Source organism: Kribbella sp. NBC_01245, from assembly GCF_036226525.1.
GTDB lineage: Bacteria > Actinomycetota > Actinomycetes > Propionibacteriales > Kribbellaceae > Kribbella.
In genome coordinates this window covers 7942778-7966782 of sequence record NZ_CP108487.1, presented here as the reverse complement: position 1 = coordinate 7966782, position 24005 = coordinate 7942778, and the positions used below count along the sequence as shown (strand labels likewise).

Annotated in this window: 20 protein-coding genes; 14 read left to right on the top strand and 6 right to left on the bottom strand. The window is 66.9% G+C overall.

What is annotated here, in order from left to right; all coding sequences use genetic code 11:
* Window positions 1–23: 23 nt before the first annotated feature.
* A complete protein-coding gene (locus OG394_RS36715; protein WP_328991889.1) occupies window positions 24–1442 on the top strand; it encodes a GH1 family beta-glucosidase in 1419 nt (472 codons plus the stop codon).
* 145 nt (window positions 1443–1587) lie between these two features.
* Here the strand turns inward: OG394_RS36715 and OG394_RS36710 are convergent, their stop codons facing one another.
* Window positions 1588–2319 carry a FadR/GntR family transcriptional regulator gene (locus OG394_RS36710; RefSeq protein WP_328991888.1) on the bottom strand — a complete coding sequence of 244 codons (732 nt, stop codon included), beginning with the start codon at window positions 2317–2319 and terminating at the stop codon, window positions 1588–1590.
* Between the two features lie 181 nt (window positions 2320–2500).
* Here OG394_RS36710 and OG394_RS36705 point away from each other — a divergent pair, with 181 nt between their 5' ends.
* The 10 genes from OG394_RS36705 (at window position 2501) to OG394_RS36660 (ending at window position 13132) form a co-directional block, all read left to right on the top strand.
* Complete coding sequence (locus OG394_RS36705) at window positions 2501–3403, top strand: carbohydrate ABC transporter permease (protein ID WP_328991887.1); 903 nt, start codon at window positions 2501–2503, stop codon at window positions 3401–3403.
* Between the two features lie 62 nt (window positions 3404–3465).
* Window positions 3466–4311: a carbohydrate ABC transporter permease gene (locus tag OG394_RS36700; RefSeq protein WP_328991886.1), complete on the top strand. Its 846-nt coding sequence runs from the start codon at window positions 3466–3468 to the stop codon at window positions 4309–4311.
* A gap of 35 nt (window positions 4312–4346) precedes the next feature.
* Complete coding sequence (locus tag OG394_RS36695; RefSeq protein WP_328991884.1) at window positions 4347–5711, top strand: ABC transporter substrate-binding protein; 1365 nt, start codon at window positions 4347–4349, stop codon at window positions 5709–5711.
* Window positions 5712–5767: 56 nt separating this feature from the next.
* Window positions 5768–7834 (top strand): glycoside hydrolase family 2 protein, encoded by a 2067-nt coding sequence (locus tag OG394_RS36690; protein WP_328991883.1) that lies wholly within the window; start codon window positions 5768–5770, stop codon window positions 7832–7834.
* Window positions 7835–7861: 27 nt separating this feature from the next.
* The gene (locus OG394_RS36685; protein ID WP_328991882.1) at window positions 7862–9127 is read left to right on the top strand and encodes a cellulase-like family protein; all 1266 of its coding nucleotides are present in this window, start codon (window positions 7862–7864) and stop codon (window positions 9125–9127) included.
* 253 nt (window positions 9128–9380) lie between these two features.
* Entirely contained in the window at window positions 9381–9575 is a 195-nt protein-coding gene (locus OG394_RS36680) for a hypothetical protein (protein WP_328991881.1), read from the top strand.
* Window positions 9576–9680: 105 nt separating this feature from the next.
* Window positions 9681–10397 (top strand): SDR family NAD(P)-dependent oxidoreductase, encoded by a 717-nt coding sequence (locus OG394_RS36675; RefSeq protein WP_328991880.1) that lies wholly within the window; start codon window positions 9681–9683, stop codon window positions 10395–10397.
* A gap of 46 nt (window positions 10398–10443) precedes the next feature.
* Window positions 10444–11172, top strand: a complete 729-nt coding sequence (locus OG394_RS36670; protein ID WP_328991879.1) for a FadR/GntR family transcriptional regulator — start codon at window positions 10444–10446, stop codon at window positions 11170–11172.
* On the top strand, window positions 11169–12314 hold the full coding sequence (gene dgoD / locus OG394_RS36665) for a galactonate dehydratase (RefSeq protein WP_328991878.1): 1146 nt from the start codon (window positions 11169–11171) through the stop codon (window positions 12312–12314). The genes OG394_RS36670 and dgoD overlap by 4 nt, the downstream gene beginning before the upstream one ends.
* Entirely contained in the window at window positions 12308–13132 is an 825-nt protein-coding gene (locus OG394_RS36660; protein WP_328991877.1) for a hypothetical protein, read from the top strand. Before dgoD ends, OG394_RS36660 begins: the two co-directional genes overlap by 7 nt.
* A gap of 22 nt (window positions 13133–13154) precedes the next feature.
* On the opposite strand, the gene OG394_RS36655 is transcribed toward OG394_RS36660, so the two are convergent.
* On the bottom strand, window positions 13155–15068 hold the full coding sequence (locus OG394_RS36655; RefSeq protein WP_328991876.1) for a sialidase family protein: 1914 nt from the start codon (window positions 15066–15068) through the stop codon (window positions 13155–13157).
* Between the two features lie 120 nt (window positions 15069–15188).
* On the opposite strand from OG394_RS36655, the gene OG394_RS36650 reads away from it, so the two are divergent.
* The 3 genes from OG394_RS36650 (at window position 15189) to OG394_RS36640 (ending at window position 17706) form a co-directional block, all read left to right on the top strand.
* Window positions 15189–15812 carry a bifunctional 4-hydroxy-2-oxoglutarate aldolase/2-dehydro-3-deoxy-phosphogluconate aldolase gene (locus tag OG394_RS36650; protein WP_328991875.1) on the top strand — a complete coding sequence of 208 codons (624 nt, stop codon included), beginning with the start codon at window positions 15189–15191 and terminating at the stop codon, window positions 15810–15812.
* On the top strand, window positions 15805–16854 hold the full coding sequence (locus OG394_RS36645; RefSeq protein ID WP_328991874.1) for a sugar kinase: 1050 nt from the start codon (window positions 15805–15807) through the stop codon (window positions 16852–16854). The genes OG394_RS36650 and OG394_RS36645 overlap by 8 nt, the downstream gene beginning before the upstream one ends.
* A 75-nt stretch (window positions 16855–16929) precedes the next feature.
* Window positions 16930–17706 (top strand): TIM barrel protein, encoded by a 777-nt coding sequence (locus OG394_RS36640; protein WP_328991873.1) that lies wholly within the window; start codon window positions 16930–16932, stop codon window positions 17704–17706.
* 75 nt (window positions 17707–17781) lie between these two features.
* Here the strand turns inward: OG394_RS36640 and OG394_RS36635 are convergent, their stop codons facing one another.
* The 4 genes from OG394_RS36635 to OG394_RS36620 form a co-directional block, all read right to left on the bottom strand.
* Window positions 17782–18318: a flavoprotein gene (locus OG394_RS36635; RefSeq protein WP_328996905.1), complete on the bottom strand. Its 537-nt coding sequence runs from the start codon at window positions 18316–18318 to the stop codon at window positions 17782–17784.
* A 37-nt stretch (window positions 18319–18355) separates the two neighbouring features.
* Complete coding sequence (locus OG394_RS36630) at window positions 18356–19804, bottom strand: ATP-binding protein (protein ID WP_328991872.1); 1449 nt, start codon at window positions 19802–19804, stop codon at window positions 18356–18358.
* Window positions 19804–21468: an FAD-dependent oxidoreductase gene (locus OG394_RS36625; RefSeq protein WP_328991870.1), complete on the bottom strand. Its 1665-nt coding sequence runs from the start codon at window positions 21466–21468 to the stop codon at window positions 19804–19806. The genes OG394_RS36630 and OG394_RS36625 overlap by 1 nt, the downstream gene beginning before the upstream one ends.
* A gap of 404 nt (window positions 21469–21872) precedes the next feature.
* Window positions 21873–23663: a chitinase gene (locus OG394_RS36620; RefSeq protein WP_328991869.1), complete on the bottom strand. Its 1791-nt coding sequence runs from the start codon at window positions 23661–23663 to the stop codon at window positions 21873–21875.
* Between the last annotated feature and the right edge of the window lie 342 nt (window positions 23664–24005).

The following is a 24005-nucleotide window of genomic DNA, read 5'->3' as shown; positions in this document are numbered from 1 at the left end:
CCACCGCGCGCCGTACTCCGCCTATGAACACTGTTGCCGCGCCTGTGGCCGTATCTGTTTCCGAGCAGGATCGAGCGCTGATCGCGAGTCTGCCGACCGACTTCCGCTGGGGTGTCGCCACCTCGTCGTACCAGATCGAGGGCGCGGTGGACGTCGACGGCCGCACGCCTTCCATCTGGGACACCTTCTGCCGGGTGCCCGGTGCGGTGCACGAGGGTGACAACGGGGATGTCGCCTGCGAGCACTACACCCGGATGCCCGCCGACGTGGCCATGCTGAAGGATCTCGCGATCGACAGCTACCGGTTCTCGGTGGCGTGGCCGCGCGTGCAGCCGCGCGGGCGTGGGCCTGTGAACCCGGCCGGCCTGGCGTTCTATGACCGACTAGTGGACGAATTGCTTGCTCAGGGCATCGATCCGTGGCTGACGCTCTATCACTGGGATCTGCCGCAGGAGCTCGAGGACGCGGGCGGTTGGCCGGCGCGGGATACGGCGTACCGGTTCGCGGACTACTCGATGCTGGTGTTCGACGCGTTGCAGGATCGGGTCAAGAACTGGACCACGTTGAACGAGCCGTGGTGTTCCGCGATGCTCGGGTATGCCTATGGGTTGCACGCGCCTGGTAAGCAGGATTTCCCGGCCGCGATGAACGCCGTACATCACCTGTTGCTTGGGCATGGTCTTGCCACCAAGGCGATGCGGGCGGCCGCGTCTGCGCCGATCGACTTGGCCATCGTGCTGAACGCCGCGACGGCGTACCCGGCTACTGACGCTGTTGAGGATGTCGAGGCGGCGCGACGGGCCGACGGGATGGGGGCGCGGATCTACCTCGACCCGTTGGTCCATGGGCGGTATCCGGCTGACGTCGTGGCCGACCTGGGTAAGCGTGGGATCGAGCTGCCGATCCAGGATGGCGATTTGGAGATCATCTCGACGCCGATCGACGTACTCGGGCTGAACTACTACTTCAGCCAGAAGTTCAGCGGGTCGGACGAGAACGGCCGGACTACCGACGACGAGGGTAATCCGATCAGCCGGACGCTTCCGCTCGGCCGGCCGACGACGGCGATGGACTGGGAGATCGTGCCTGAGGGCTTCACCGATCTGCTGGTGCGGATCAGCAAGGACTACCCGGGGATCCCGCTGGTGGTGACGGAGAACGGTGCCGCCTTCGAGGACGAGGCGGACGAGAACGGCTACGTCACCGACGACGGCCGTACGGCGTACTTCGTCTCGCACGTGGCAGCTGTCGCGGCCGCGCGCCAGCAGGGCGCTGACGTACGCGGCTACTTCGCCTGGTCCCTCATGGACAACTTCGAATGGGCCTACGGCTACGACAAACGCTTCGGCATCGTCCGCGTCGACTACGACACCCAAAAGCGCACGCCGAAGCAAAGCGCCCTCTGGTATCGCGACACCATCCTCACCACCCGCGGCGCTTAGAAGCAACTGTCGGCAGGTGGGGTGCCGGTAGTGAAGTAGGCGTTCAAGGTCCCCGCGAGTGGTCGCGTGCTACCCGACCACTCGCGGGGTTCAGAAGCGACCACTCGCGGGAGGTACGAACGCGGACGTTCAGCGGAGGCGGTCTTCAGGCGTCGTCGGTGGCGGTGGAGCGGGCGCGGTCCAGGTCGAACAGGGACTTGGCGAGTAGGGCGCTCGCGGCGTGGGCCGCGCGGTCGGAGTCGCGGTCGCGGATGGCGTCCAGCACGGCGGCATGAGCCGGTGTGGGGTCGTCGTCCGCGACGGCTCCGTGGACGAGGGAGTCGCGAGCGGCAAGGCCTGCCTCCAGGACGACCTCCATCCGCAGCAGCAACTCGTTGTGGGTGGATGCCAGCAAGGCACGGTGGAACGCCAGGTCGGCATCGACCGCGTCACCGTCACCCTTTGCTGCCGCGGACATGCGTTCGAGGGCTTGCTCCATGGTGGCGATGTCCTGGTCGTCTCGCCGGATCGCTGCCAGCCGGGCACTGGCCGGTTCGATGATGCCGCGGACCTCGGCCAGATCGTCCAGGAACTGGCTGTCCTCGCGGCCGTGGAACTGCCAGCGGATCATGTCCGGGTCGAGCAGGCGCCACTCGCTGCGTGGCTGAACGAACGTGCCGCGCTTCTGCCGCGCATCGACGAGGCCTTTCGCCTTGAGCACGCGGAGCGACTCACGAAGAACGGTCCGGCTGATGTCCAGCTCGGCCTCCAGCGCGACGATGTCGAGGGTCTCGCCTTCGGCAATTTGGCCGCCGACGATGCGCTGGCCGAGTTCCTCGACGACCTCGCCGTGGATGCCGCGACCGCCGTAACTGCCTGCCTGCCGATTCGTGTTCATAGGGAATCCTTTACCACCCTCCAGCCTCCGTCGACGGTGGGGCCTTCCCAAGCGCCACCGCAACTTTACATGAAAACATTAATTACTATTACATCTTGACAGCATCGACCTCCGGGGCCACGCTCGCAGTGGATCGAATCCGGCCAGACGGGCCGGCCACTACCGATGGAGGAGGCGACGCGTGGCTCAGCCGCTCGTGCACGAACGAGGACGCCTGCTGGCTCGGCAGGAGTCCAAGGGCTGGTTGTTCGTCGCCCCGTTCCTGGCCGTGTTCGCGCTCCTGTTCTTGGCGCCGATCGGATACGCCTTGTACCTGAGCCTGTTTCGCGAGCAGACCTTCTTCGGCGGCAACGTGTTCGTCGGCCTGGGGAACTACGCCGATGCCCTGAGCGACGCGAAGCTGCTGGAAGCGGCGGCCCGGGTGCTGGTGTTCTTCGTCATCCAGGTCCCGCTCATGCTGGTGCTGGCGTTGCTGGCGGCGCTGGCCATCGACAGCGCGCGGCTGCACGCGGCGGGCATGTTCCGGTTGGTGATCTTCTTGCCCTACGCGGTTCCCGGCGTGGTCGCGGTGCTGATGTGGGGATACCTGTACGGCGACAAGTTCGGGCTGGCCGGCGATCTGAACAACCTGCTCGGAACGGCGCTCCACCCGCTCAGCGGCAGCTGGATGCTGCCCGCGATCGCGAACATCGTGACCTGGGAGTTCGTGGGTTACAACATGCTCGTCTTCTACTCCGCGCTGCGCACCATTCCGGAGGAGCTGTACGAGGCGGCGGCGATCGACGGTGCGGGCCCGATCCGGATCGCGCGAGCGATCAAGCTTCCCGCGCTGCGCGGTGCGCTCGTGATCGTCACGATCTTCTCGATCATCGGTACTTTCCAGCTGTTCAACGAGCCGAACATCCTGCGCTCGCTGGCGCCGAACGAGATCACGACCTTCTACACGCCCAACATGTACGCCTACAACCTGTCGTTCGCCGGACAGGAGTTCAGCTACTCGGCCACCGTCGCGATCATCATGGGCGTCTTGACCGCGGCCATCGCGTATGTCCTGCAGCTGCGTGGTTCCCGGGAGGCGCTGTGAAAGCCAGTGCCGGGAGGCGGCGTTCGCTGCGACTGCCCGTGGTGCGGCGCAGGAAACCGACCTTGAAGCCGCGGAAGTCGCCGCTGTTGACCGGCGTGATGGCGATCTTCCTGATCTACACGCTGGTCCCTCTGGTGTGGCTGCTGATCAGCGCCACCAAGACCCAAGACGACCTGGTGTCCACCGCGGGCTGGGAGCTGGGTGACACGTTCGCCCTGTTCTCCAACGTGCGGGAAACGCTGACGTATCGCGACGGCATCTTCCTGCGCTGGGTCGGCAACACTCTGCTGTACGTCGTACTGGGGGCCGGCGGTGCGACCGCGCTGGCAACCGCCGCCGGCTACGGCCTGGCGAAATACCGGTTCCGCGGCCGACGGGCGGTGTTCGCGCTGCTGCTCGGATCCATCGCGGTGCCGGGTACGGCGTTGGCGGTCCCGACGTTCCTGATGTTCTCGTCGATGGGCCTGACCAACACGATCTGGGCGATCGTGGTCCCGTCACTGGTCAGCCCGTTCGGCCTCTACCTGATCTGGATCTACGCCACCGAGGCCGTGCCGCAGGAGCTGCTCGAAGCGGCCCGCATCGACGGCGCGGGCGAGATCAGGATCTTCACCACGGTCGCGCTGCGCCTCCTGGCGCCGGGGATCGTGACGGTGCTGCTGTTCGGCGTGGTCGGGGTCTGGAACAACTACTTCCTGCCTCTGATCATGCTCAGCGAACCGGATCTCTACCCGCTCACGGTGGGCCTCTCGCAATGGAGCAAGCAGGCCGCCGGGGTCGGCGCGGACCCGATCTACAACCTCGTGATCACCGGATCCCTGCTGACCATCGTCCCGCTGATCATCGTCTTCTTCCTACTCCAGCGGTACTGGCAGTCCGGCCTGACCGCGGGAGGCGTCAAGCAATGAGCCGAGCAATTCACCAAGCAGTGAAAGGACCAGCCATGATTTTCAGACGACGGTATGGCAGCCGGCGATTCGCGTTGGTGACGGCCGTCGCCGTCGCGTCCGCATCGCTCGTGCTGGCCGCGTGCGGAGGCCCGGCCGGGACCGCCGACAACGGTCAAGGCGGCGGCCAGGGATCGCAGGAGGCGGTGGACGCCGCGCTGCAGGCCGGCGGCACGATCACCTACTGGACCTGGACAGATGCCAAGAAGCAGGTCGAGGCATTCCAGAAGAAGTACCCGAACGTCAAGGTGAAGCTGGTCAACGCCGGCACCGGGGACGAGCACTACACGAAGCTGCAGAACACCATCAAGGCCGGCAGCGGAGCCCCGGATGTGGCGCAGATCGAGTTCTTCGCGCTCCCGCAGTTCGGGCTGCCTGGGCACCTGGTGGACCTCAGGCAGTACGGGTTCGAGGCTTTCGGGCCCGACTACGCGCAGTCGAGCTGGGCGATCTCGCACGTCGGTGAGAGCCTGGTCGGCCTGCCGCAGGGCCCGGGCCCGATGGCGCTGTTCTACAACAAGAAGGTCTTCGACAAGTACGGCATCGCCGTACCGAAGACCTGGGACGAGTACCTCGCCGCGGCCCGGAAGCTGCACCAGGCCGATCCCACCAAGTACATCACCGCCGACGTCGGCGATGCCGGTTTCGCGACCAGCATGATCTGGCAGGCCGGGGGCAGACCGTTCACCGTCGACGGCAAGAAGATCACCGTCAACCTCGCGGACGAGGGAACCCTGAAGTGGACGTCGGTCTGGAATCAGCTCCTCTCCGAAGGACTGCTGCAGCCCTCCGCCCACTGGACCGACGAGTGGTTCAAGGGCCTCGTCGACGGAAGCATCGCCACACTGCCCTTCGGCAACTGGATGGGCGGGGTCATCGACGGCCTGGGGCCCAAGGTCAAGGACCTCTGGCGCGTCGCCCCGATGCCGACCTATGACGGCGGTAAGCCAGTAAGCGCCGAGCACGGCGGCAGCGCTCAGGCGGTCCTCAAGCAGAGCCAGAATCCTGCCCTCGCGGCGGCCTTCCTGCGCTGGCTCAACCACGAGGACGGCAACGACCTGTACATCGAGGCGGGAGGCTACCCGTCATCGCTCGAAGAGACCCGCGACCCCGCTTTCCTGGACAAGGCCTACGCCGCGTTCGGCGACCAGAAGATCAACCGGCTGTTCGACGTGACCAGCGACACCGTGGGTGAGGGATGGCAGTTCCTGCCCTACCAGACCTACGCCAACAGCATCTTCGGTGACACCGTCGGCCAGTCCTACAAGAACAAGTCCGACCTCAACGCCGGGCTCAAGGCCTGGCAGGACGCGCTCGTCGACTACGGCAAGCGACAAGGCTTCGAAATCGACGGCGGCTGAGCACGAACACGAACAACCCGGTGCCAATGCCCAGCTTGACCATCGAAGGGAACGCAATGCCCGATCTGCCCCGACGCAGGACCGTTCTGATGGCCGGCCTGGCCACCGGCGCGGCCGTCGCCGTACCAGCCCCCGCAGGATTCGCCGCAGCCCACGCGGCAATCACCGCAGGCGATCCGAGCCTGCCCCCGCACGGTGAACGCGAGCCCGCCGATACCCGGATCGAACGGATCGCGGACACCGGCGTGCTGTTCCAGTACGGCGAGGTAGTGCCGTCATTCGACGGCTGGGCACAACACGAGCCCACCCGCTCCTACCGCAGCCTGGATGGCGACTGGGCGTTCCGGTTCGATCCGCGCGACGAGGGACTAGCGCAAAACTGGCACCTGCCGAACACGGATGTCTCGGAGTGGGACCAGCTGGCAGTCCCGTCGGCCTGGGACCTGAAGAACAACCCCACGCCGTGGGGCAGCTACGACGGTTCGCGGTTCGGCACGGGCACCGCGTTCAGTGACGGGTATGCCTGGTACCGGACGACGCTGCGGGTTCCGGGCGCGTGGACCGGGAAGCGGATCCGGCTGATGTTCCTGGCGGTGAACTACCGAGCCGACGTGTGGGTGAACGGCGCCTTCGTTGGTGCCCACGAGGGCGGTCATACGCCGTTCGCACTGCCGCTCGGTGATGCGGCCCGGCCAGGCCGGCCGGCGGTCATCGTGGTGCGCGTACATCGTCGCGCGACCTTCACCGATTACGTCTCCGGTTCCGGGCCCATCACCGATCCGCTCGCGGTTCCGTACAAGCCGGTGGACTATTGGCCGTACGCCGGCATCACCCGCTCGGTCTGGCTCGAGGTGGTGCCGCAGGTCACCATCGCGAAGGTCCTGGTCGCCGCCACGGACGGCCGGTTGGACGCGCGGATCGTCGTCGCCAACCACAGCGCCCGAACCTTCACCGGCCACGTGCTGCTGCGACCTGGCGAAGGATCCGGCGGCCGGCCGGCCGTCGTACCGGTGACGGTCACCGCGGGCGGGGTAACCGTTGCCCGCGCGGTCGTGGCGATCCCTGCTGCGCCCGCGTGGTCCCCGGACTCACCGACGCTGCTCACCGCCGGCGCGGAGTTGCGCGAAGGTCCGATCGTGCCGCAACGATCGGCGGTGGACCAACTGTCCACCACCTACGGCGTGCGCACCGTCGGTACCCAGGGTTCAACCCTCACTGTCAACGGCGAGCCGGTGTTCCTGAAGGGATTCAACTGGCACGAGGAGTCGGCCGCGCGTGGCCGGTCGATGACGATCGAGGAGTACGACCAGGAACTCGGTCACGCGACCACCGTCGGCGCGAACTTCCTCCGCAACTGTGTCTACAACCGGCATCCCTATGCCTATGAGTGGGCCGACCGTCATGGCGTGTTCGTGATGGACGACATCGACACCATGTGGATGAACACCGCGCAGCAGAAGGTGCAGACCGAGCGCTACGGGTTATGCCGGGCCCTCGCCGCGGCGATGGCATGGAACCAGCACAACCGGCCGTCGGTGATCTTGTGGTGCCTGCAGAACGAGTCGGAGATCGACAACTTCGTCAACGAGCCCGGCACCGACCCGAACCGCGGACCGATCTACCGCGCGTGGCTGCTGGACATGAAAGCGGCGGTCAAGGCGCTCGACATCCAGGATCGGCCCGTCACCTGGGCGTCTGGGTCGTCGTGGGATCCCGCGTTCGATATCGCCGACGTGATCGGCTACAACGAGTACTTCGGCTACTTCTATGGCAAGAACGAGGACCTCGGCCCGAACCTCGACAAGGTGCACGAGCTGCATCCGGACAAGCCGATCCTGATCACCGAGAACGGCTCATGGTCCGACCTCGGGGTGCACGGACCGGAAACCCAGATCGGCACCGAGGAGTGGCACGCGGCGGGCTTCCGCTCGCACTGGGACCAGGTCACCGCACGCAGCGAGTTCGTGGCCGGCTACACCTTCTGGGTCCTCAAGGACTACAAGGAGCGGCTCGGCTACAACATGCACCTCAACGGCATCTCGGTGATGGGCCTGGTCGGCTTCGATTCCACCACGAAACGCGTCATCTACAACGACTTCCAGCGCGCCCAGAACCCCCGATAACCGCTCACCTCGCCTTGAAAGGTTGCTATGCCTTCCACCAAGATTCCCTCACATCTGCCGGCGAGGCTCACCATCACGCTATGGGACTTCACCTGGTACACCCAGACGACCGCGGCCGAGCCCTTCCACGACCTGGACGTGGCCTTCGGTCAAGCGGTCGAACGTGGCTACAACACCGTCCGCATCTGCGCCATGCCGTACCTGCTCTTCGGCGATCACGGCATCGACACCGCCCACCTGCGCATCGCCGGGATGGGCGGCTCGATCGGCCGGCACACCCGCTGGTACGACGTCAGGGGCGGTGCCGTCATCGACGGGCGGCAGCATTTGCGCGAGCTCTTCGAGGCGGCACGCCGCCATGGCTGCTACGTGATCCTCTCCTCGTGGGAGTACCAGCAGAGTCCGGCGTTCCTCGACAGCCGGGACTGGTACGACGCTCTGACGGGCGTGCCGCCGGAGGAACGCCACCGCGCCATGGCTCTCGCGATGGCCGACCTCGTGCAGTACTTGAAGGACTGCGATCTCGCCGACCGCATCGCCTATGCGGAACTGCACAACGAGGTGGACCTCAGCCGCCTCAGGGACGTCGGCGACAATCCCTATTGGTCCCAGCGCGGCCATGTCGCCGAGGCTGTCGAGCTGATGCGTAAGCGGCACCCCGACATCCTGGCCACGTCCTGCTACGGCATCACGCCGTACCTCGACATGGACTCCGTGCCGGACAACGGCCAGATAGCGCACTTCCACGTCTACGTCTACGGCGTGCTGTCCGCACTGGAGGAGTGGGCCGGAGTACGGGTATCACCGCCGGAATTCCCGCGTACTTCGCTGCGGTCATTGCTGCGGGACGAGGCGCCGGACTTCCAGACCTACGCAGAGGCTGCCGAACCGTGGCGGCTCGAGGCCACCGGAGTTTCGGCCAGCATGTTCTACACCTATGACTGGGTGGACCCGGCCAAGTGGGACCGTTGGCTGTACGACAACTACGGCGCCTACCGCGTCGCGATGCGGCAGGCGATCGACGACCGGCTCCAGGCGATCTCCCAGTTCGCGCAACGCCACGACATTCCCGCGGTGATCGGCGAAGGGTGGATCGGGTACACCCCGCTGCTCGCCGAGTTCGAGGACGGCCCGGTCGGCCAGGACATCGCCGAGTACGCGGTCAGGAAGTGCGAGGAGCACGGCTTCTGGGGCACCGTGCTCGGCTCGAACTCCGCGCCCCATCACCCCGGCTGGCGCAACCTCGACTGGCAGCACCGCTTGAACAGCCGGTTGATAGGCGGAGCGTCATGAGCACCCGCAGAAAGTTCCTGCAAGCGACTGCCGGGACGCCTGACCCAGCGTCGAACTGGGGAACGTGGGAGGGCTGGGGCACCTCGTTGGCTGGCGCGGTGAGCCCGAAGTACTGGGTGATGGCGCAGTACGCACGCCACATCCGTCCCGGCATGCACATCCTGTCCGGCGGAGCCGACGTCAATACCGTCGCGGCGTACGACTCAGTGGCGCACCGGCTGGTCCTGGTCACCGCCAACTACGGCACACCTCAGTGGGTGACGTACGACCTGTCGGGATTCAGTTCGCTCCCTGCTTCGTCCGCCGGTGGGAGACCCAGACCGATTCCGCCATCGAACGGTACGTCGCGCATCACACCGACACAAAGATCCAGGCCGGCAAGCGGGTCTGGGCGTGGTTCCCGGCCAACACGATCCAGACCTTCGAGATCGACGACATCTGGCTTTGACCCGCCTTGCATGGCAATATTAATTCGTAAATAATGGCGTAATCGATTATCGTGTTCGGACCGGCACCCTTCAACCAGGGTCCGAGCGAGTCCAAGGAGGCCGGTGTGCTGCTGAGTGATCGCGTCATTGTGGTGACGGGTGCCGCGAGCGGTATCGGCGCCGCTTGTGTCACGCGACTTCTGGACGAAGGCGCGTCCGTCGTCCAGGTCGACGTCCAGCCGTGCAAGGAGATTCCCGGCCGATCCATCGCGATCACCGGCGACGTCAGTGATGCGCGGACCTGGGATTTGGTGGCTCAGCGGCGATCCGAGCTCGGCCGGGTTGACGGCCTCGTCAGCAACGCCTTCATCACCGAGGTCTCCCCCGCGCACACGCTCGATCCGGCATCTTGGCAGCGGCAGCTCGACGTCAATCTCACGGCGGCCTACCTCGGATTCCGGAGCCTGTACGACGATCTCGCGCGCGGCGGTTCCGTCGTACTGGTCTCCTCGGTGCACGCGGTCGCGGGCATTCCCGGGCAACCGGCGTACGCCGCGAGCAAGGGCGCGCTGGTCTCGCTCGGCCGGCAGCTCGCGGTCGAGTACGGCCCGGCCATCCGGGTGAACTCGGTCTTGCCCGGGCCGATCGACACGGCCGCGTGGCAGCGGGTACCGGCCGAGGGCAAGGAGCGCAGCGCCCGGGCCACCGCGATGAACCGGCTCGGACGACCGGATGAGGTCGCCGCGGCGATCGCGTTCCTGCTGTCGGACCAGGCCTCGTTCGTCACCGGTGCGGACCTGCTCGTGGACGGCGGCTGGGCTGCCAGTAAGGACTCGGCATGATGGCTGTTTCTGTTTCTGTTTCTGTTTCTGATCAGATGAGAGCGGAGTGACACGGGTGACGGGGATTCAGCGCGGGGTGTCGCGAGGACTGCACGGCCAGATCGTCGAGACGATGGCCCAGCGCATCCTGTCCGGCCAGATCGCCGAGGGCGCGACGATCAACGTGCCCGACCTGCAGCAGGATCTCGGGGTCAGCCTGACGGCCGTCCGCGAGGCGCTCAAGGTGCTGACCGCGAAGGGCCTGGTCGATGCGCGGCAGAAGCGCGGCACGTTCGTCCGCCCGCGCTCCGCCTGGAACCTGCTCGACGCGGACATGATCCGCTGGCACTTCGACGATGACGTCCGGCCCGAATTGCTGGAGGAATTACACGAGGTCCGCGGCATCATCGAGCCGGCCGCCGCGCGCCTGGCCGCCGTACGGGCCGACTCCGCGCAACTCGAAGCCCTCGAAACGGCGCTGGAATCGATGGCGACGGCCAAGACCGACCTCGACGCCGTCGACGCCGACCTGGCCTTCCACCGCGCGCTACTGGTTGCCACCGGCAACGAGCTGCTGATCCGGATGGAGGTCGTGATGGCGACCGGTCTCGCCGATCGGGACCGGCTGGTCCATCGCACCAAGCCGGCCGACGACCCGATCCCGAGTCACCGCGCCGTGCTGGAGGCGGTGCGCAGCCAGGATCCGGATATCGCCGAGAAGGCCATGCGCAAGTTGCTCGCGAAGGCCGCCGAGGACGTCACCGAGGTTCGTACGCGCAAGGGCCGGCGCAAGTGAGAATCGAGCGGATCGAGACGTTCCTGGTTCCGCCGCGCTGGCTGTTCTGCCGGATCGAGACCAGCGATGGCGTCGTCGGCTGGGGCGAACCTGTGGTCGAGGGGCGCGCCGAGGTGGTCCGGACAGCGATCGAGACCTTGTCCGAGTACTTGATCGGCAAGGACCCGCTCCAGATCGAACGGCACTGGCAGATCCTCACCAAGGGCGGCTTCTACCGAGGCGGCCCGGTGCTCAGCAGCGCCGTCGCCGGACTCGACCACGCGCTGTGGGATATCGCCGGCAAGGTGTACGACGCACCGGTGCACGCGCTGCTCGGTGGACGGGTCCGCGACCGGGTCCGGGTCTACGCGTGGGTCGGTGGTGACGAGCCGGGCGAGGTCGCGGACCAGGTCGCGGCTCAGGTCGAAGCCGGGATGACGGCCGTGAAGATGAACGGCAGCGGCCGGATCCACCCGATGCCGACGCTCGGCGAGGTCGACCTCATCGCGGGACGGCTCGCGGCCGCGCGCGAGGTGCTCGGGCCGGATCGGGATGTCGCGATCGACCTGCACGGACGCGTCGGCGTGGCCGGCGCCCGGCGGATCATGCGTCGTGTCGAGGAGTACCACCCGCTCTTCGTGGAGGAGCCGGTGCTGCCGGAGAACCTGGCGCATCTGCGCGAGGTGGTCGAGAGTTCGACCGTGCCGGTGGCGCTTGGGGAACGGCTGTTTCATCGCAGCGAGTTCATCGGCCCGTTGGCGGCCGGCGTGGCGGTGGTTCAGCCTGATGTTTCGCATGCTGGCGGCATCTCGGAGTTGCGGCGGATCGCCGTACTGGCCGAGACGCATGGCGCGATGCTCGCTCCGCACTGCCCGCTCGGGCCGATCTCGCTCGCGGCGAGTCTGCAGGTGGCCTTCGCGACGCCGAACTTCCTGATCCAGGAGCAGAGCCGTGGGCTGCACTACCAGCGGGAGGGCGATCTGGTCGACTACGTGCTGGATCCCGCGCCGTTCGAATGGGTGCAGGGACACGCCGAGCTGAATCTCCTGCCTGGCTTGGGAATCAGCGTCGACGAGGATGCGGTTCGGGCCGCTGACAAGACCGGGCATACGTGGCGTAACCCGGTGTGGACGCACGAGGATGGATCTTTCGCGGAATGGTGATACCCGAGAACACGGTCGGGCTGGATCTCGACGATGGCGGGCGCTGGACGTCGCTGATCCTCGGCGGGCGGGAGTGGTTCTGGACCGGCCCGCATCGCGGGAATCGGAACGGCCTCACGTCGTACGTCGATGCGGGCGGGCTGGACGAGTGCTTCCCGACCGTGCGCGGCACTCCCGATCACGGGTCGTTGTGGAACCAGCCTTGGGGTGTGGTCGACAAGGCTGACGAGTGGGACGTCGTGGAGCTCGAAGACGCGTTGTTCCTGCGCCGGGTCAATGGTGGCGAGGCTCCGGATGAGCTTGGGCCGCATTCGATGTGGGCCGACTATCGGCTCTTGGCCGCGCCCGGTTATCGGTTCATTTGGGCGGCGCACGCGTTGCTGGATTGCGAGGTGGGCGCGCGGATCGTCGTACCCGCTGGGACGGTTGCGCGGCTGCATCCTGAGGCGTTCGAGTTGCTCGGCGAGTTCTCTTCTGAGCCGTGGGTGGATCGTGTCTGGCCAACGTCGCTGGACCTTGCGTCGTACGGGCCGGACGACGGTACGGCGGTTGGTGCGGTGCTGGTCGATTGCCCGGCCGCGTCGGTGGTCGATCGCGGCCAGACGTTGACGTTGGCGGTCAGTTGCCCGGGGCAACCAGTGTCGATCGCGTTGTGGCGGAACCTCGGCGGCTTTCCCGCCTCGTCGCCCTATCGCAGCCTCGGCGTCGAACCAATGCTGGGCAGGGCCTTCGACCTCGCCGACGCCGGACCATCCGACACTGCTGTCGTTGGTCCGTCCGGCGAGGTCAACTGGCGACTGACCCTCAGTGTCGAATGATCACGTCATCCGGATGACCGGGTCATCCGAGCGGCAGATCGAGCACGGCGCCGGGCACGTCGGTCGAGTTACTCGAGTAGATCCGCTTCAACTCGTCGACGGTCAACGCCCGTCGGTAGATCCGGACCTCGTCGAGCGTTCCGTCGAACCGGTGCAGGCCGTCCAACCGCTGGCCGACGTACATCCGGAACGGGCGAGCCGGGCTGATCGAACCAGCGGGCGCAGCCGCCGACGCCACCTGGACGCCGTCGACCCAGATCGACAGCGTTCCGGCCTTCCGTTGCAGGGCGACGTGGTGCCAGGCGTTGTCGTTGTACGCCTTGGTGGTGGCGACCGATCCGGTGTTTCCGTTGCTGGTGATCAGGCCGCGGATCCGGCTCGATCCCGGTTCGGCGCGCAACCAGAACTGCGAGAACTGGTCGATCCCGTAACCCCAGAAGATCGCCTGATTCGCGGTCGAAGCGCCGTACTTGATCCACGTCATCGTGGTGAAGTCGCCCGCGCCGAGCGCGAGGGATTCGGCGAACGGCAGTTGCAGGTGATCGTCCGTCCCGTCGAGATCCCGCCCTTGACCGAACTTGCCCGTGGCAACGGCCGGACCGCCGCGAAGGTAGGCGTGGTTCCCGAGGCCCGAGATGTCCGGGGTGGTCGGACCGGTCGCGCCATCGGGCAGCCCGAGGTCCGACTCGGTGAAGCGCGCGAAACGGATCTGGTCTCGCGCATCGACCGCGCCCGCCTCGTAGAGCAGGCCGAGCTCGCCTGTCGCCAATTCGGTCAGGTCGGAATAGCCGGACCAGTCCGAGGTGATGCGAGTGCCGGTGTCCCAGTTCTTGCCTTCGTCGTAGCTGGAGCGGATGGTCATGTAGCGGCGGCGTTCGGGATCGGCCGGCGCCGAGAAGAGGATCCGGTTGTAGCGGTCACCCTCGTCGGTCGCTCGCAGGCGTTGCACCGCGCCTTGGACGACCGGGGTGGTGAGGTTCGGGATCGTCGCGAACGGTGCCGCGAAGGTCCGGCCGCCGTCGTTGCTCACGGCACCCATTCGGCTGGCGCCAGGCGCGCCCGTGTTGTTCCGCGCGGCGGCGTAGATACCGCCGCCCGCCTTCTCCACCAGGCTGATCTCCTGCGGCACCGCAGAGTCGCTGCGCAGGTCGGTCGCGCCTTTGTGCCAGGTATCGCCGTGATCGCTGCTGTAGACGAGTTGGCCCGCACCCCGACCGCTCGTGTCGTAGTTCGTGCCCGCGACGAGATCGCCCGCGTGTTCGCCGCGGGTCAACTGGATGCCATGGCCGGGACCTGTCGCATACCAACCCCACGCGGGGTCGTCGATCTCGCCTGCCAGGCTTCGCGCCGGTTTGAAGGTGACGCCGTCGTCGTCGCTGATCTGCACGTACGGCGTCCGCGGGCGGTCCGTCGTCGTACCGGGGTCGAACGTGCTCAGCAGAACCACTCGGCCCGTCTCGAGATCGGCGATTGGGGTGGGGTTGCCGCGGGTCGCGACGGCGTTCGGGTTGGTGTCGGTGCCGGAGAGCACGATCTTCTGTGGGCTCCAGGTCCGGCCGTTGTCGATCGATCGGCGCATCACCAGGTCGATCTCCTGCGAGTCGCCACACCAGGCGCGACGAGCCTCGGCAAAGGCGAGCAGGGCGCCGGTGTTGGTACGGACGATCGCTGGGATGCGGTAGCAGCCGTAGCCCGCGCCACCCTTGTCGAACAACACGGTCTGGGTGATCGCGTTAATCGCGGCAGGTTGCGCGGTCGCGGCGGTTCGGTCGGTCGCGGCCGCACGGGCGGTGGCGGCGGTTCGGTCAGTCCCGGCGGTTTGCGCGGTCGCAGCGGTTTGGCCGGTTGCGGTCAGCTGGGTGGTCGCGGCGGTTTGGGTGGTGGCGGTGGCGGTCAGGGTGGCGCTGAGGAGGGCGAGGGTGAGGAGTCTGCGCATGGTGACCTTCCGATTCGGGCGGTTCGGAACTTAGTTACCTGAAGATCAACTCTCTCGGTAAGTTAACCACGACGGAACGTGACCGCACTACGGTGTGAGATGTCCAGGGAAGGAAGCGACATGGAACTACTGGCGGAACTCACCCGGAGGCGGGTGCTCGCGATCATCCGCGCGGACAGTGCCGAGCTCGCGCTCACCAGCGTGCGCACGTTGATCGAGGCCGGCGTGACCGCGCTCGAGATCTCGCTGACCACGCCCGGCGCGGCCGAGGCTCTGCGAGAAGCGCGGGCGGAGTTCGGCCCGGAGGTGCTGCTCGGCGCGGGCACGGTGGTGACACCGGAGCAGGCCGACGAGGTGGCCGCCGCCGGGGTCGGGTTCATCGTCACTCCGGCGATCACGCGTGGTGCCCAGCGGAGTATCGAGCTCGGTCTGCCACTGCTGTGCGGCGCGTTGACCCCGACCGAGGTCATCACCGCGCTGGACCTCGGCGCGCTCGCGGTGAAGATCTTCCCGGCCAAGCTGTACGGCCCCGGCTATCTCAAGGAGCTGCGCGCACCGTTGCCCAAGGCCCCTTTGATCGCCGTCGGCGGTATCGACGCGACCTCCGCCCCTGAGTACCTCCGCGCCGGCGCCTTCGCCGTCGGCATCGGCTCCCCCCTGCTAGGCGATGCCGGCCAAGGCGGTTCCCAGACCGCACTAGCCGCCCGAGCCAACGAATTCCTCAAGGCAGTCGCAAATGCCTGACGCCGAGAACTCCGACCTCCCCACGTCGGACGACCCGACCTCTGCCCCCGCCGCCGCTGACCCCGCGGCTGCTGAGCCCGGCGCCGCTGGCCTCGCGGCCAGTGGCGCGCCAGCTCCGGATGTGCTGACGTTTGGCGAAGCGATGGTCTCGATCCGCACCCGCCAGGCCTTACGACTCGGCGGCGAGGCATCGCTATCCGTCGCAGGCTCCGAGAGCAATGTCGCGATCGGCCTTGCCCGGCTTGGCCATCACCCCCGCTGGGTAGGTGCCGTCGGCAACGACCAACCCGGCCAACTGGTGCTACGCACGCTCCGCGCCGAAGGCGTCGACATAAGCCTGACCCGCTTGTCGGACACCTCGTTCACCGGTTTCATCGCGTTCGACCAACCCGCGCACGACGTCACCCGGGTGAGCTATCACCGCCGCGGCTCGGCCGGTTCGGAACTGACCGTCGCCGATGTCGCAAAGGCCTTGGCGGCAGCCCGGCCGCGCCTCCTGCACGTCACCGGCATCACCCCGGCGTTATCCGAACGCGCCCGCAAGGCAACGGCGTACGTCGTACAGGCTGCTGCTGCCGAGGGCGTACCGGTCTCGCTGGACGTCAACTACCGCAGCCGTCTGTGGTCCCGCGCCGGGGCGGCTAGTTGCCTTCGGCCCCTACTTCCCCACCTCACCACGGTCTTCGCCTCCGACGACGAACTCGACATCCTCACCGCAGCGCCCGACCCGGTCCCGGCCCTCCTAGCAGCCGGCGTGACGGAAGTCGTCGTCACCGCAGGCGGCGCCGGCGCGTGGACCCACACCTCGGCGGGCACCATCCACCAACCCGCCCTCCCGGTCACGGTAGTCGACAGCATCGGCGCCGGCGACGCCTTCGTAGCGGGCTACCTAAGCGCCACCCTCGACGCCCTCGACATCCCCGCCCGCCTAGCCCGAGCCACCGCCTGCGGCGCCTTCTGCGTCTCCGCCCACGGCGACTGGGAATCCCTCCCCACCCGCCAAGACCTAACCCCCCACACCCCCGGCACCACCCTCCGCTAAATCTCACCGCGCCGTTGAGCAAGGCATGATCGTCACGCGGCGACTGCGGTGAACCGTCCACGAGAGAAGAGCGGTATGGCGTACGAACTGTCTGTCTGTGTAGAGATGTTGTTCCGCGAGCACGGCGACCCAATGTCGGAGCAGCAACTCAAGGCGGTGAAGGCGGCCGGTATCGACGCGGTCGAGTTCTGGATGTGGCGCAACAAGAACATCGACTCCATCGAGCGACTCACCAGCGAACTCGGCCTACGAATCACGTCCATGGTAAGTGAGCCGACGAGCCATCTCGTTGACCCGAGCCGTCACGACGAGTTCCTCAGCGGTGTTCGTGACTCGGTGCGAGTTGCCAACCGGCTTGGTGTGCCAAACCTCGTTGTGCTGTCCGGCGACTCCCGCCCGGGGATCCCCGCCGCAGAACAGACGAGCGCGATCGTCACCGGGCTACGAGCAGCCGCACCGATCGCCGAGGCCGCGGGCGTGACCCTCGTGCTCGAACCGCTCAACACGCGGGTCGACCACATCGGCAACTTCCTGGACTCGACTCCGCTCGCCCTGGAACTACTGGCCGAGATCGACTCGCCCAACGTCAAGCTGCTATACGACCTCTACCACTCAGTCGTCATGGGCGAGACGCCTTCGGAGGTGCTCTCGGGAGCCGCAGACCTGATCGGCCACGTCCAGATCGCCGACCATCCCGGCCGCCACGAACCCGGCTCGGGCCACATCGACTGGCGCCAGCAAATCGCCACCTTGACCACCATCGGCTACCAGTGCCCCCTCGGCCTCGAATACAGCCCCTCCACCCCCGACTCCCCCAAGTCCCTAACCCACATCCGCGCAATCGTCGCCTGAGTCAAACCTGGTCATCGGGCCCTTGTGACGCGGCGTGTCGCCGTTCATCGGGCCCTTGTGACCAAACGTGAGGGATTACCGCGAGGGATGAAGAAGGCGCTCGATGCCGGTGAGGATGGCAGCCCAGAGCAGCGGTCGTACGTCGCCTGCGTCGCGTGGTTCGTAGAGAGGCCAGACGTCGTCGCCGTAGACCAGGTGGACGCCTGCGGACTGGAGCAACTTCAGGTGTGACGGCCAGGACGGGTGACGTGCGTGGGCGGCGTTCACGCGCGGGAAGACCAGCATCGGCGTGGAACCGACGGCTTCGCAGAGGAGCGAGAGCGCCTGGTTGTCGGCGATGCCGAGGGCGAGTTTGGCCACCGTGTTGGCTGTCGCGGGAGCAACTGCGAACACGTCGACCTTCGGGTGCTCGCGAGGTTCGCCGGGCATGCGAGGCGTTGAGCGCACCGGCAGGCCAGTGAGTTCGGCCAGGCGGTCGATCTCCCCGAGTTCGCCCAGCCATCGCGCGGCCGTTGGGGTGAGAGTCACGGCGACTCGGCATCCCTTCGCGAGCAACGGTTCCACCAGACCTGCGCGCAAATCTTCAGCCCCGCCCGCACCACTGGCGACCACGCCAATGACTGGTGGGTCGGTCACGCGAAGCCCGGCGTCAGGCGAGCTCGATGTCGGGCTCGGATTCGGGGTCTAGCGGGAGGACGATTTTGAAGGTGGTGCGGCCGGGGACCGAGTCGACGCGGAGGTCGCCGTGGTGTTTTTTGACGATGATGCGCCAGGAGATGTCGAGGCCCAGACCGGTGCCTTCGCCGATCGGCTTGGTGGTGAAGAAGGGGTCGAAGATGCGGTCGCGGATATCCGCGGGGATGCCGGGTCCGCTATCGGTGATCTCGACTACGGCGTCTTCGCCGTCGCGGCGGGTGTGGATGGTGAGGGTGCCGGAGCCGCCCATCGCGCTGACGGCGTTGTCGATGATGTTGGTCCAGACCTGGTTCAGCTCGGCCGCGTAGGCCGGGATGTCGGGCAGTGACTTGTCGAAGTCCTTGACCACCTCGATACCGGTGAGCTTGCCGGACATCATCACCAGCGTCGACTTGAGCAACTCGTGCAGGTTGATCGTCTGGTACGGCGCGCGATCGATCTGCGAGTACTGCTTGGCGGCGCCGACGAGCGTGGAGATGCGGGTGACCGAGTCGTCGATCTCGTTCATCAGCGATTCGGTATCGATGGTGTACATCAGCCAGCGCACAGCGCCTTCGAGGTACTCCGGGCCGACCGCCGCGAGCACGTTGTCCACCCACGCCTCGTCGACGCCCGCGCTCGCGAAGACCGGCGCGACGTCCCAGCTGTTGGCCACGTTGTGGTCCTCGAGCCAGTCGGACAACGTGTCCTCGGCGTCGCTGAGCTCCATCGGGGAACGTTCGGGCGCCTTCGCGAGGCGCTCGACGGCGGCCTCTTGGAGCTCGACGATCGCGTGCAACTTGGTCGCGTCCAACGTGCCGTCGGCGAGCATGGCGAGTTTCGCCCGCATCCCGGCGACTCGTTGGCGCAGAGTCGCGGCGGCCCGTACGGCGGCTGCCGCCGGGTTGTTCAGCTCGTGGGTCAGACCGGCCGACAGCGAGCCGAGGGCGAGCAGGCGTTCGCGCTGGGCCATCGTCTGGCCGGTCCGGCGCATGCTCATCACGAAACCCTCGATCAGATGCACCGCCATCGGGAACCAGGTGTTCATCATCGTGGCCATGGTCTTGGCGTCCACGACGAAGAAGACCGACGGTCGCGTCACCCGCATCGTCGCCGTGTACGCCGTACGCTCGTCGGCGCCGAGGAATGCCGTGAACGCACCGGCGTAGACCCCGCGCTGCGACGTCCGGTTGATCTCGACTTCCTGGCCGTGCGACAACTTGCACAGCCGGAGCTCGCCGTCCAGCAAGACGTAGCAGCAGGTACCGGGGTCGCCCTCGGCGAAGACGATGCCCTCGTCGATCGACTCCACCTTGCCCTCCCGCGCGAGCCACTCGAGCTGGTCGTCGGTGAGGCTCTCGAACAGGAAGAGCGTGCGCAGATCGTCGATACCGATCCGGGCCGGGTCTTCGGTCGTCGTCATCAGAGCATCTCCAGGTATCGGTGGACCAGGGTGACCGCCATCGCGCCGTCGCCGACCGCCGAGGCGACCCGCTTCACCGACTCGGCCCGGACGTCCCCGGCGGCGAAGACCCCGGGCAGGCTCGTCTCCAGGTGGTACGGCTCGCGATCGAGGGACCAGCCGGCCGGGCGTCCGTTCAGATCCGGGCCGGTCAGCACGAAGCCGCGCTGGTCCCGAGACAGATCGGCAGGCAGCCAGTCGGTTCGCGGTGCCGCGCCGATGAAGACGAACAACCACTCGGCGTTGACCTCGCGGGACTCCCCGGTCGCGTTGTTCAGCAGAGTCAGGCGCTCGAGGTGGTCACCGCCCTTGCCGCTGATCACCTCCGTACAAGTGTGCACCTCGATCCCAGGAATCTCCCGGATCTGCTCGATCAGGTAGCTCGACATAGTTGCCTCGAGCCCCGGTCCGCGAACCAGGAGATGCACTTTGCGGGCGTGCCGGGAGAAGTAGACGGCGGCTTGTCCGGCCGAGTTGGCCCCGCCGACGATGTAGACGTCCTGACCCGAACAGCTCGGCGCCTCGGTCGATCCGCCGCCGTAGAAGACGCCACGGCCGGCCATCTCGGCCAGCCCGGGCACCTCCAGCGTGCGGTAGGCGACGCCGGTCGCGAGGATGACCGCGTGTGCCGAGAGCTCGCTGCCGTCGGAGAACCGCACCCGCCGCGCCGACCCGAGGGATTCGAGCGCGACCACCTCGCGGGCGGTCAGCAATTCCGCCCCGAACCGGACCGCCTGACGACGGGCCCGATCCGTGAGCTGCGCACCCGAGACGCCATCCGGAAAGCCCAGGTAGTTCTCGATCCGGCTCGACTGGCCGGCCTGACCACCTGTGGCGAGTTGTTCGACCAGGACCGTGCGAAGGCCTTCGCTTGCGCCGTACACCGCGGCACCGAGACCTGCAGGCCCACCACCGATCACTACGAGGTCGTAGAACTCCTCGGCCGGGTTGGTGGATAGGCCGACGTTTGCCGCCAGCTCGCCCTCTGACGGCGAAACCAGCACTGTGCCGTCTGGGCAGATCACTACGGGCAAATCGCTTCCGTCGACGCCTGCCGCGGCAAGGAGGCGGCAGCCCTCGTCATCGTCGTCCACCCGGTACCAGCGGTACGGAACGGCATTGCGGGCCAGGAAGTCCCGTGCGGTGTAGGAGGCGGCAGACCAGCGGTGACCGATCACCCGCACCTCGTCGGCCGGACGCTCGGGACTGGCCCGCCATGCGTCCAGCAGATTGTCGATGACCGGGTAGAGCTTCTCCTCCGGCGGATCCCACGGCTTCAACAGGTAGTGGTCCAGGTCGACCACGTTGATCGCCTGGATCGCCGCGTCCGTGTCGGCGTACGCAGTCAGCAGCACCCGTCGTGCCCGCGGGAACAGGTCCATCGCCTGCTCCAGGAACTCGATACCCGACATGCCCGGCATCCGGTAGTCGGCCAGCAGCACGGCCACTGGCTCCCCGCGCAACTTGAGCTCGCGGAGAGCCTCCAGCGCCTGGTCTGGCGCCTCGGCCCGCACAATGCGGTTCTGCTCGCCGTACTGCCTGCGGAGGTCGCGGGCGATCGACCTGGAGACCCCTGGATCGTCATCTACCGTCAGGATGACCGGGCGGACCGTTGACGCTGTCATCGATTGTCCGGCGTGAAAGCCCCGTCCTTCATGGCAGGGAGGAAACGCCGGTCCCTCCATTCAGGGTTTGTCGGTGGCATCGGGTAGGTTTTGCGGTGCTGGCCTGCGATAACCAAGCGACCGGCATCAGCACGACAGTTAAACCTTGTGGTTACTGCGGCCGGACGGGCCGTGGCAGCGCGGTGAGCCTTCTTGCGCAGTCCGGCACGGCATTGATCCGCGAACCTCATCTCGCTACCTCCGGGTAGTGGGGTGAAATCCCCCACCTTCAGGTGGGTGGAGGACGTCAAGCCCACATTCTTACCCACGCCCGGCTAGAACCAGGTACGGGTAGGCCAAGCTGATAAGTGTCCCGAGGCCCGTGTGGCCTCCTACCTCAAGCCACACCGGCCTCGGGACACTTATCAGGGCAGGGAGGCGAGGTACGGCGCGTGGCTGTTCTGGAACTCCCAGTTGTAGTAGCGATCCCAGTTGATCGACCAGGTCATCAGGCCCCGGAACGACGGTGACGCGCCTCCCCGAAGCGTGTAGCCGCCACAGCTCGTACCCTTCGCCAGACAGTCCAGCGCCTGGTGCACGGCCGCCGGCGCCGTATAGCCGTTACCGGCACTAGTAGCCGCCGGAAGTCCGAACGCGAGCTGGTCCTGCCGCAAGCCGGGGAAGGTGTGACCGGTATTAGCGACGGGGAAACCGGCCTTCATCATGTCCGTCATCGCGATGTGGAAGTCGGCGTTGCCGATGTTGTGGTACTGCCCGTCGAGGCCCATCACCGGGCCCGAGTTGTAGTCCTGCACGTGCAGCACGGTCAACGCGTCGCGCATGGCGTGGATGACGGGCAAGTACGAGCCGGTGCGGTTGTCCCCGCCACCCGCACCACCGTAGAACTGGTAGCCGACCTGCACGAAGAACGTCTCCGGCGCCATCGTGAGCACGAAGTTGGCGCCGTACTTGGCCTTGAGGCTCTTCAGCGCGGAGATCAGGTTGACGACGACCGGGGTGGTCGGGTTGCGGAAGTCGGTGTCACCCGAGTTGAAGTAAAGCGAGTGGCCCTCGAAATCGATGTCCAGACCGTTCAGCCCGTAGCGGTCGATGATCGCGCTGACCGAGCTGACGAAGGCATCCCGCGCGGCCGTGGTGGTGAGCTGGACCTGGCCGTTCTGGCCGCCGATGGAGATCAGCACCTTCTTACCGGCGGCTTGTTTGGCCCGGATCGCCGAGATGAACTCCGCCTCGCTCTCCACGTTCGGGCATTCCGCGACCGGGCATCGGTTGAAGCGGATATCGCCGGAGGTGACCGAGGTCGGTTCGCCGAAGGACAGGTTGATGATGTTCCACTGCGAAGGCACGTCGGCCATCCGGATATAGCCCGAGCCGTTGGCGAAACTCGCGTGCAGGTAGCCGATCAGCGCGTGCTTGGGCAGGCCGGTGTTGGCACAACCGGTTGTCGTACCTGAGACGGTTGCGGACTTCGCCGACTCTCCATTCGCGTTGTACGCCGCGACTGCGTACGAGTGCGACGTACAGGCGCTGAGGCCGTCGATCGCCGTCGAGGTGCCGGTAACGGTCTTGACCACCTGCGAGCCTTCGTAGACGCGATAACCCGTCACCGTGCCAGTGGAAGCCGTCCAGGACAGGGAGATCGAGTTAGCGGTTGTGCCGGTGACACTGGGATTGGCCGGTGCACCCGGCACTCCCCCGGTAGGCGGGTCGCTACCGCCAGGGCCGTCCAGGCTGACGTCGTCGGCGTAGTACGTTCCCTGGCCGTACCAGCCGTGCAGGAAGACCTGGGCGGTCGTCTGACTCGCTCCGGTGGTGAAGTTGACGGTGAGCTGCGTGTACGACGCGGCGCCGGGCGTCCACGTCGAAGCACCACCCGTGACGCCGAGGTAGACGTAGTTGCCGCGGACCCAGGCTGTCAGCGAGTACGCCGTGTTGGGCAGCACGGACACGGTCTGGGTGCACAACGCCTGGTCCGAACTGCTCGCGGCACCGGCCAGCGCACGGCTGCCGGAACGGACCGGGCTGGTCACGACCGAGCCGGTACCGCCGGAGCAGGACCAGCCGGACAGTGAACCGGTCTCGAAGCCGGGGTTGGTGAGCAGGTTCGCGGCCTGGGCCGGGGCGGCACCGGCGATCAGGCCGGCGGTCGCGAGCACGAGGGCGGAGACGAGGGCAAGCAGACGCGAGCGTTTCATGGCATACCTTCCGGGCGGGTCCATTTAGTAGAGAGGTTTCATAACTGATCGTCAATGGATTCGGACACTGCGGACCTGTCGGAAATCCGCCACTGTCGACGGACCGGCCTTGGCCTCAGGGATCCCGGGCCGATTGGTCCGGTTCGGGATCGTCCGGACGGAGATCGTCCACACACCAGTCGTCCGGGCAGCGCAGGCAGGGCCAGGGCCGGCCGCACTGGCTGCACAGGCCGTCGGGACCCGGCACCGGCACTACCGGTGAGGCGGGCAAGTGACTGACAGACTCGGTGATTCGCTTCATGCCGCCCAGCCTTCCCGGCGCACTTCACCGGCACCAGGCGT

Excerpts from the sequence above, each read along its gene's own strand:
- OG394_RS36715 (WP_328991889.1), top strand. The coding sequence starts at position 24 with ATGAACACTGTTGCCGCGCCTGTGGCCGTATCTGTTTCCGAGCAGGAT.
- OG394_RS36710 (WP_328991888.1), bottom strand. The coding sequence starts at position 2,319 with ATGAACACGAATCGGCAGGCAGGCAGTTACGGCGGTCGCGGCATCCAC.
- OG394_RS36695 (WP_328991884.1), top strand. The coding sequence starts at position 4,347 with ATGATTTTCAGACGACGGTATGGCAGCCGGCGATTCGCGTTGGTGACG.
- OG394_RS36690 (WP_328991883.1), top strand. The coding sequence starts at position 5,768 with ATGCCCGATCTGCCCCGACGCAGGACCGTTCTGATGGCCGGCCTGGCC.
- OG394_RS36685 (WP_328991882.1), top strand. The coding sequence starts at position 7,862 with ATGCCTTCCACCAAGATTCCCTCACATCTGCCGGCGAGGCTCACCATC.
- OG394_RS36660 (WP_328991877.1), top strand. The coding sequence starts at position 12,308 with ATGGTGATACCCGAGAACACGGTCGGGCTGGATCTCGACGATGGCGGG.
- OG394_RS36655 (WP_328991876.1), bottom strand. The coding sequence starts at position 15,068 with ATGCGCAGACTCCTCACCCTCGCCCTCCTCAGCGCCACCCTGACCGCC.
- OG394_RS36650 (WP_328991875.1), top strand. The coding sequence starts at position 15,189 with ATGGAACTACTGGCGGAACTCACCCGGAGGCGGGTGCTCGCGATCATC.
- OG394_RS36645 (WP_328991874.1), top strand. The coding sequence starts at position 15,805 with ATGCCTGACGCCGAGAACTCCGACCTCCCCACGTCGGACGACCCGACC.
- OG394_RS36640 (WP_328991873.1), top strand. The coding sequence starts at position 16,930 with ATGGCGTACGAACTGTCTGTCTGTGTAGAGATGTTGTTCCGCGAGCAC.
- OG394_RS36630 (WP_328991872.1), bottom strand. The coding sequence starts at position 19,804 with ATGACGACGACCGAAGACCCGGCCCGGATCGGTATCGACGATCTGCGC.
- OG394_RS36625 (WP_328991870.1), bottom strand. The coding sequence starts at position 21,468 with ATGACAGCGTCAACGGTCCGCCCGGTCATCCTGACGGTAGATGACGAT.
- OG394_RS36620 (WP_328991869.1), bottom strand. The coding sequence starts at position 23,663 with ATGAAACGCTCGCGTCTGCTTGCCCTCGTCTCCGCCCTCGTGCTCGCG.